Origin of the sequence: Methylobacterium sp., from assembly GCF_028290105.1 — a bacterium.
Lineage (GTDB): Bacteria > Pseudomonadota > Alphaproteobacteria > Rhizobiales > Beijerinckiaceae > Methylobacterium.
The window spans coordinates 1-8115 of sequence record NZ_JAQGKL010000103.1; the positions used below are offsets into that span (position 1 = coordinate 1).

Below are 8115 nucleotides of genomic sequence, written 5' to 3' on the forward strand. Positions count from 1 at the left end.
GTACGAGCGGACGCTTCGCAACAACGGCATCGAACTCGCGATGCTGTCGGTCAGCGCCGGCCACAGCTGAGCGGCGCTACGGCTCGACGAAGGGGGAACCGCCGGCATCCGGGTTCATGCCCTCCACAGGGGGCTTGCGGCGCGGGCGCGGCGGCGCGGCGGCCGATGCGCTTGGGGTCGCCGTGCTGACGGTGACGCCGAGACGGGTGGCGAGCGCCAGGGCCCGGGCCTCCGTGAAGCGCAGGTTGCAGAACCCATGCGCGCCCTCGCGGGCATAGGTCCGGCAGAGCTGCTCGCGGTCCGACGAGAACGCCGCCTGCTCGGTCACCACCGGGCGCAGGTCCTGGCCGCGCAGGCGCTGGCTCATGAGCTTGTAGTTCTCGCGCACCGCCCGGTCGGCCCCGCCGCGCGCGCCCTCGAATTCGCCCGCGCGCGGGATCAGGCTCGCGGCGGCCGGCCCCCAGAGCCCTGTCGGGGTGGTTGCGCAATCGGCCGCCGCGAAGGTGCAGACGGCACCGGCCAGCGGCTTGACCAGCACTGCCCCGTCGAGAATCTCGAAGCGCAGCGGGCACTCGCCGCCCGCGATCTCGAAGCGGGCGACCCCCTCGGGCCGACCTTCCGACGACACCGCCACGGGTGATCCGCCGTTGAGCGGCACCTTGCAGGTCTCGACGGGCTGCGAGATCTTGGTGCCCGGCAGCGTGATCCGGGCGGTGGTCCCGGCCCCCGACTTCTCGAGCTTGAGGCTACCGGTGAGCCCGTTGAGCAGCAGCTCCTGGCCCATCACGTTATCCTCGGACGGTGCCTTCAGCACCACGGGCTGCCTCGGCACAGGCGGCGCCCTCGGGGTCTCGGCCACGGGCGGCGGAGCCTCGCCGGGCGCGCCAGGGGGCGGGGCCACGGGCGTGCCCGGCACGCCGCGCGGGGGAACTGGCGGCTTGGCCGCCCGCCCGATCCCGAACAATTCCTCGAAGAACGACTGCGCAGAGGCCGATTGGGGAACCGAGGCCAGCACGGGTAGAAGGAGGAGTACGCGGGTCAGACGCATCGAGACTTTCGGGCCTATGGGCGGGGGAGGCGGGCGCATGCCTTTCCCAAGCACGTTCATCACATACTTACCATCTGTGGACCATCGCGCCACGGCGGGAATGGGACGGCGCACCGCTCCGTCGAGGGGCGCCCGGGACGCGGGGCCGGTGGCGCTGCCGCGCGAGATCGGATGCGCCTCGTGGCGGCGCCTCGCCTTGCGGCCTCGCGACACCCTTCTTATATCGGCCGAGACACGGGATTAAGACCCGGCTCCGCACCGTTCCGGGGCGCGAACCGGTGCCTGAACCCGTTCTCACACATTCAGTTTTGCACAGCCATGGGCCGAGCTGCTTCGGGGCTCGGCGGTCTGCTTGACCAAACGACAACAGAGGGATCCCACCATGGGTAAGGTTATCGGTATCGATCTCGGCACCACGAATTCCTGCGTGGCCGTCATGGAAGGCACGCAGCCCAAGGTCGTCGAGAATTCGGAAGGTGCGCGCACCACGCCGTCCATCGTCGCCTTCACGGACGAGGGCGAGCGCCTCGTCGGCCAGCCGGCCAAGCGCCAGGCGGTCACGAACCCCGAGCGCACGTTCTTCGCCATCAAGCGTCTCGTCGGTCGTACCTACGACGATCCGATGACGCAGAAGGACAAGGGCCTCGTGCCCTACAACATCGTCCGCGGCGACAACGGCGACGCCTGGGTCGAGTCCGACGGCAAGAAGTATTCGCCCTCGCAGATTTCCGCCTTCACCCTTCAGAAGATGAAGGAGACCGCAGAGGCGCATCTCGGCCAGCCCGTGACGCAGGCCGTCATCACCGTGCCGGCCTACTTCAACGACGCCCAGCGTCAGGCCACCAAGGATGCCGGCAAGATCGCAGGCCTCGAGGTTCTGCGCATCATCAACGAGCCGACGGCCGCGGCGCTGGCCTACGGCCTCGACAAGAAGAAGTCCGGCACCATCGCGGTCTACGATCTCGGCGGCGGCACCTTCGACGTCTCGATCCTCGAGATCGGCGACGGCGTGTTCGAGGTGAAGTCCACCAACGGCGACACCTTCCTCGGCGGCGAGGACTTCGACAACCGCGTGGTCGAGTATCTCGCGGCGGAGTTCAAGCGCGAGCAGGGCATCGACCTCACCAAGGACAAGCTCGCGCTCCAGCGCCTGAAGGAAGCGGCCGAGAAGGCCAAGATCGAGCTGTCTTCGGCCACCCAGACCGAGATCAACCTGCCCTACATCACGGCCGACGCCTCGGGTCCGAAGCACCTCGCCCTCAAGCTCTCGCGCGCCAAGTTCGAGAGCCTGGTCGACGATCTCGTCCAGCGCACCATCGAGCCTTGCCGCAAGGCGCTGAAGGACGCGGGCGTCTCGGCCTCCGAGATCGACGAGGTCGTGCTTGTCGGCGGCATGATCCGCATGCCGAAGATCCAGGAAGTGGTGAAGTCCTTCTTCGGCAAGGAGCCCCACAAGGGCGTCAACCCGGATGAGGTCGTGGCCATCGGCGCTGCGGTCCAGGCCGGCGTGCTCCAGGGCGACGTCAAGGACGTGCTGCTCCTCGACGTGACCCCTCTGTCGCTGGGTATCGAGACGCTCGGCGGCGTGTTCACCCGCCTCATCGACCGCAACACCACCATTCCGACGAAGAAGTCGCAGACCTTCTCGACGGCCGAGGACAACCAGAACGCAGTCACCATCCGGGTCTTCCAGGGTGAGCGCGAGATGGCGGCCGACAACAAGATGCTCGGCCAGTTCGACCTGATGGGCATCCCGCCGGCCCCGCGCGGCATGCCGCAGATCGAGGTGACCTTCGACATCGACGCCAACGGCATCGTCAACGTGACGGCCAAGGACAAGGCGACGAACAAGGAGCATCAGATCCGCATCCAGGCCTCGGGCGGCCTCTCGGACGCGGATATCGAGAAGATGGTCAAGGACGCCGAGGCCAATGCCGAGGCGGACAAGAAGCGCCGCGAACTCGTCGAGGTGAAGAACCAGGGCGAGAGCCTCGTGCACGCCACCGAAAAGTCGGTGAAGGAGTACGGCGACAAGGTCTCGGCCGACGACAAGGGCGCCATCGAGACTGCGATCACGGCACTGCGCACCGCGCTGGAAGGTGACGACGTGGAGACCATCAAGGCCCGCACCACCGACGTGATGCAGGCCTCAATGAAGCTCGGCGAGGCGATGTATGCCGCCAATCAGGCCGGTGAGGCGGGCGCTGAGCCCGGCACCGGTGAGGCGAAGAAGGACGATGTCATCGATGCCGATTTCCAGGAAGTCGATGACAAGGACCAGAAGAAGCGGGCATAACGCCTGAAGATCGGAATGCGGGGCCGGAGCGATCCGGCCCCGCACCATGTCTGGTTCTGGAATGTCCGGTTCCCGCCGAAATCTGGCGGATTGCGTTCATCGCTGCTGAATTTGACGAAGACGGTGCGGTCCCGATGGGCCGGCGCGCCGGTGGACTTTGAGGACGGGAATGTCGAAGCGGGACTATTACGAGATCCTGGGCGTCTCCAAGACCGCGACCGACGGCGACATGAAGGTCGCCTTCCGCAAGCTCGCCATGAGCTACCACCCCGATCGTAACCCTGGGAACGCGGAAGCCGAACTCAAGTTCAAGGAAATCAACGAGGCCTACCAGTGCCTCTCCGACGGCCAGAAGCGTGCGGCGTACGACCGCTTCGGCCATGCCGCGTTCCAGCAGGGCGGTGCCGGCGGACCGGGCTTCGGCAACGAGTTCGGCGACTTCATGTCGGACATCTTCGACAACTTCTTCGGTGATGGCCGGGCCGCGCCCGGCGCCGGGCGGGCTGGTGCCTCGGCACGCGGTGGCCCAGGCCGCGAACGCGGCGCGGACCTGCGCTACAACCTCGAGATCTCCCTGGAGGAGGCCTTCGCCGGCAAGGCCGAGACCATCAAGATGGCGACCTCGGTCACCTGCGAGGTCTGCTCGGGCTCGGGCGCCAAGGCAGGCTCGAAGCCGCGTCCCTGCCAGACCTGCGGCGGCTACGGCCGCGTGCGGGCGGCCCAGGGCTTCTTCGCCATCGAGCGCACCTGCCCGAACTGCCATGGGCGCGGCGAGATGATCGACGATCCCTGCACGAGCTGCAGCGGCGCGGGCCGGGTCACCCGCGAGCGTACCCTCTCGATCAACGTGCCGGCGGGCGTCGACGACGGCCTGCGCATCCGACTGGCGGGCGAGGGCGAGACCGGCCTTCGCGGCGGGCCGGCGGGCGACCTCTACGTCTTCCTGTCGATCAAGCCGCACGAGTTCTTCCAGCGCGACGGCGCCGACCTGTTCTGCCGCGTCCCCATCTCGATGGTCACGGCGGCGCTCGCGGGCGAGATCACCGTGCCGGTGATCGACGGGTCGCAGACGCAAGTGCGGGTCCCGGCCGGCACCCAAACCGCCAAGCAATTCCGCATCAAGGGCAAGGGCATGCCGGTGCTGCGCTCGCGCGACGTCGGCGATCTCTACATCCAGGTCTTCGTCGAGACCCCTCAAAACCTCTCGAAGCGGCAGCGCGAACTCCTCCAGGAGTTCGACCAGTCGGCCTCGGACGAAAACCACCCGGAGAGCGCGGGCTTCTTCTCCAAGGTCAAGGATTTCTTCGACGGGCTCGGTGGCACGGCGCGGACCTGAACCAGCGTGACTCCGCGCGGATCAAATCGCCGCACACGCGGTTATTCGATGTGGCGGACCGGTATCGGTCACGCGATCCTGCTCAGCGGTCACGTGCCTTCTGTGGATGGAAGCTTGACTGCCGGGGAGCTTCGTCGTCTAGCCTTTCCTTCCCAATCGGTGATCTGAGGACATAGGGTCTTGCCGCCGCTACGCCGCTCCAGCGCCAAAGCCGACCTCGCCTCCGGTTCCGACCAGACGCGACGGGACCCGCTGGAAGACGAGGCGCGTTTTCTGCGCTCCTGGTTCGAGCGGCCCCTCGTCACAGGTTCGGTGACGCCATCCGGCAAGATGCTTGCCCGCACCATGGCCTCCTACGTCGACCCCCGCGTGAGCGGACCGGTGATCGAGCTCGGGCCCGGCACGGGTCCGGTGACCGAGGCTCTGGTCCGGCGCGGAATCGAGCAGGAGCGCCTGATTCTGGTCGAGTACAATCCCGACTTCTGCAAGCTTCTCCAGAAGCGCTTCCCCCGTGCGACCATCGTGCGCGGCGACGCCTACAACATCCGCGAGACCCTTTCGGCGATTCTGTCCGAGAAGGCCGCCGCCATGGTCTCAAGCCTGCCGCTATTCACCAAGCCGCTGGAGCAGCGTCTCGACTTGCTCAACGCCGCGCATGCCATGATGCATCCGAGCGCGCCTTTCGTGCAGTTCACCTACGCGGTAGTGCCGCCGATCCCCGCGCGTTGTGATGCCGGCACCTACACGGCCAGCCGCTCCAACCGGGTCTGGCTCAACCTGCCGCCCGCCCGCGTCTGGGTCTACCGCCGGCCCTGATCGCCCGCCTGTCGAATCCGAACGCAACCTGAAGAGCGGTCTCAGACCCCATTCAGTGCTGGCGGCCTAAACCGGATGCCAAGGGCGCGTTGTGCCCGCGCCATCGGGACAGGAGAATTCTCATGACCACATCACGGATCGGATCGCGTCGGGGTGGCAAGGCTTTGCTCGTTGCCCTGGCGCTCGTGGGCGGCTTGGCAGCCGGTGCGACAGTCGCGGAGGCCGCTCCAGCCTTCGGGTCGCCTGCCATCGCCTCGCGGGAGGCGGTCACGCCCATTCAATACTGGGGCGAGCACGGCGGCGGTGGATACGGACGCCACTGGCATCACGGCGACCATGGCGGCCGTCATCACGACGGGTACGGACACCGGCGTGACCACGGCTGGGGTCACCGCCACCACGACTGGGGCCATCGGGGCCATGGTTGGGGCGATCGCCACCATGGCCATCACCACCATCGCGGACGCTACGATTACTGAGGGCCGGGCCTGATCGGTGGGTTCGGACCGATTATCCTGCGATCCGATCCAGGATCGCAGGCGCCATGATGGGCGCAGCTGCATCGGTCCGGTAGGCGTCGCGCAGTGCGGCTTCGGCGCGATCGGCAGACGCCGCATCGCGGGCGTGGATCGTGGCGAACGGTTCGTCCCGCTCGATCCGCGCGCCGGTGCGTTTCAGGCCCGTCAGGCCGACGCTCGGGTCGATGGCATCCTGCGGTCGCGTGCGCCCACCTCCCAGGCCGATCACCGCGAGCCCGAGATCGCGGGTGGCCACCGATCCGACGAAGCCCGCTGCCTGCGCCCTCACGACCCGTACGATGGGCGCCGCCGGCAGGTGACGTCCGGCATGCTCGATGAGGTCACTCGGCCCACCGAGTGCGGAGACCATGCGGGCGAAGATCTCCGTGGCATGCCCGGAATCCAGGGCCGCTTCCAAGCGCGCGGAGGCTAGCGCGACATCCGCGCTGAGGCCCCCCACCACCAGCATCTCGGCGGCGAGCGCCAGGGTCACGGCGTGGAAGGCAGGCTCGCGGACACGGCCGGTGAGGTAGTCGAGGGTGTAGGCCACCTCCAGGGCGTTGCCGGCGGCAGAGGCGAGGGGCGAATCCATGTCGGTGATCAGCGCCACCGTGCGCAGGCCCGCGCCTTCGGCCACGCCGACGATGCTCGTCGCCAGGCCATGCGCCTCCGCCCGTCGGGCCATGAAGGCCCCGGAGCCGGTCTTGACGTCCATGACGAGGCCATGGAGCCCCGCGGCAAGCTTCTTGGACAGGATCGAGGCCGTGATCAGATCGAGGGATTCGACGGTGCCGGTGACGTCCCGGATCGCGTAGAGGCGCCTGTCCGCCGGGGCGAGGTCGGCGGTCTGGCCGATGATCGCGCAGCCGACATCTCCCACGACGCGGCGAAAGCGGTCGAGATCCGGCGCCGCGTCGTAGCCCGGGATGCTTGCCAGCTTATCGAGCGTGCCGCCGGTATGGCCGAGACCGCGCCCGGAGATCATCGGTACGTAGCCGCCGCAGGCCGCGACCATGGGGGCGAGGGCGAGGCTCACCGCGTCGCCGACCCCGCCGGAGGAATGCTTGTCGAGGACGGGTCCGGGCAGGTCCCAGGCGAGCACGGTGCCGGATTGCGTCATCGCCCGGGTGAGCGCCACGCGCTCGGGGAGCGACAGGCCCCGGAAGAACACCGCCATGGCGAAGGCCGCCGCCTGCCCCTCTGTGACGCGGCCGTCGGTGAGGCCGGCGACGAAGGCGGCGATCTCGTCGGCCGGCAGTTCGGCCCCGTCGCGCTTGGCCCGAATCAGTTCCTGCGGCAGCCTCACCGGGCGGCCTCATTCACGGCCGCCACCAGGGTCGCGTGCAGGCTGCTCGCCCCGAGGCGGAAGGTGCGCGGCGAAACCCAGGCCGGCCCCATGATCCGGTCGGCGAGGCCGAGGTAGCAAGCGGCATCCGCGATGGTGCGCAGGCCGCCCGAGACCTTGAGCCCGACGATGCGCGGGCCCGCATGGTCGCGGATCGCGCGAAGCATCGCCTCGGCCGCTTCCGGGGTCGCGGAGACCGGGCTCTTGCCGGTTGAGGTCTTGATGAAATCGGCCCCCGCCGCGATGGCGAGGCGGCTCGCACCTTCGATCGCCTCCGGGCTACCCAGGGCGCCGGTCTCGAGGATGACTTTCAGAAGCGCGCCGCCGGCGCAGGCCTCGCGGACGGCCGCCACCATCGCGCGCGCCGTCTCGAAGTCTCCGGCGAGGAACGCGCGGTAGGGCAGCACGAGGTCGATCTCGTGGGCACCGTCCGCCAGGGCCTCGGCGGTGTCCTCGACGGCGCGCTCGATGTCGTCGCCCCCTGCGGGAAAATTGATCACGGTGGCGATCCGCACGGGCGTGCCGGCCAGGAGCCTAGCCGAGCGGCCCACATAATGGGGCCAGACGCACACCGCCGCGACCGCGCTGGCGCGGGCGTCCCGGCACAGCGTGTCGATGGCGGCCTCGGAACAGGCATCCCCGAGATCGGTGAGGTCGAGTAGCGGCAGGGCGCGCCGGGCGATGGCGGATTCGTCGAGGATCATGGGGCACTCGCGGACAGGCGGGCGACGAAGGCGGAGACGAGGCGGGCGAGGT

7 protein-coding genes are annotated in these 8115 nt (G+C 68.6%); 4 read left to right on the forward strand and 3 right to left on the reverse strand.

Annotated elements, in window-relative coordinates; translation table 11 throughout:
• Nucleotides 1-76: 76 nt before the first annotated feature.
• Complete coding sequence (locus JWQ05_RS08120) at nucleotides 77-1048, reverse strand: hypothetical protein (RefSeq protein ID WP_299657332.1); 972 nt, start codon at nucleotides 1046-1048, stop codon at nucleotides 77-79.
• Between the two features lie 382 nt (nucleotides 1049-1430).
• Here JWQ05_RS08120 and dnaK point away from each other — a divergent pair, with 382 nt between their 5' ends.
• The 4 genes from dnaK (at nucleotide 1431) to JWQ05_RS08140 (ending at nucleotide 5988) form a co-directional block, all read left to right on the forward strand.
• Complete coding sequence (dnaK, locus tag JWQ05_RS08125) at nucleotides 1431-3344, forward strand: molecular chaperone DnaK (protein WP_299657334.1); 1914 nt, start codon at nucleotides 1431-1433, stop codon at nucleotides 3342-3344.
• A gap of 169 nt (nucleotides 3345-3513) precedes the next feature.
• Nucleotides 3514-4680: a molecular chaperone DnaJ gene (dnaJ, locus tag JWQ05_RS08130; RefSeq protein WP_299657337.1), complete on the forward strand. Its 1167-nt coding sequence runs from the start codon at nucleotides 3514-3516 to the stop codon at nucleotides 4678-4680.
• A gap of 180 nt (nucleotides 4681-4860) precedes the next feature.
• Nucleotides 4861-5496, forward strand: coding sequence for an rRNA adenine N-6-methyltransferase family protein (locus tag JWQ05_RS08135; protein ID WP_299657340.1), 636 nt, complete (start codon nucleotides 4861-4863; stop codon nucleotides 5494-5496).
• Between the two features lie 303 nt (nucleotides 5497-5799).
• Nucleotides 5800-5988 carry a hypothetical protein gene (locus JWQ05_RS08140; RefSeq protein WP_299657343.1) on the forward strand — a complete coding sequence of 63 codons (189 nt, stop codon included), beginning with the start codon at nucleotides 5800-5802 and terminating at the stop codon, nucleotides 5986-5988.
• A gap of 18 nt (nucleotides 5989-6006) precedes the next feature.
• On the opposite strand, the gene deoA is transcribed toward JWQ05_RS08140, so the two are convergent.
• Together deoA and deoC are read right to left on the reverse strand one after the other, a co-directional pair.
• Nucleotides 6007-7320, reverse strand: a complete 1314-nt coding sequence (gene deoA / locus JWQ05_RS08145) for a thymidine phosphorylase (protein WP_299657346.1) — start codon at nucleotides 7318-7320, stop codon at nucleotides 6007-6009.
• On the reverse strand, nucleotides 7317-8063 hold the full coding sequence (gene deoC / locus JWQ05_RS08150) for a deoxyribose-phosphate aldolase (protein ID WP_299657349.1): 747 nt from the start codon (nucleotides 8061-8063) through the stop codon (nucleotides 7317-7319). The genes deoA and deoC overlap by 4 nt, the downstream gene beginning before the upstream one ends.
• Nucleotides 8064-8115 lie beyond the last annotated feature (52 nt).

Coding starts and splice junctions, on each gene's coding strand:
- JWQ05_RS08120 (WP_299657332.1), bottom strand. CDS start 1,048: ATGCGTCTGACCCGCGTACTCCTCCTTCTACCCGTGCTGGCCTCGGTT.
- dnaK (WP_299657334.1), top strand. CDS start 1,431: ATGGGTAAGGTTATCGGTATCGATCTCGGCACCACGAATTCCTGCGTG.
- dnaJ (WP_299657337.1), top strand. CDS start 3,514: ATGTCGAAGCGGGACTATTACGAGATCCTGGGCGTCTCCAAGACCGCG.
- deoC (WP_299657349.1), bottom strand. CDS start 8,063: ATGATCCTCGACGAATCCGCCATCGCCCGGCGCGCCCTGCCGCTACTC.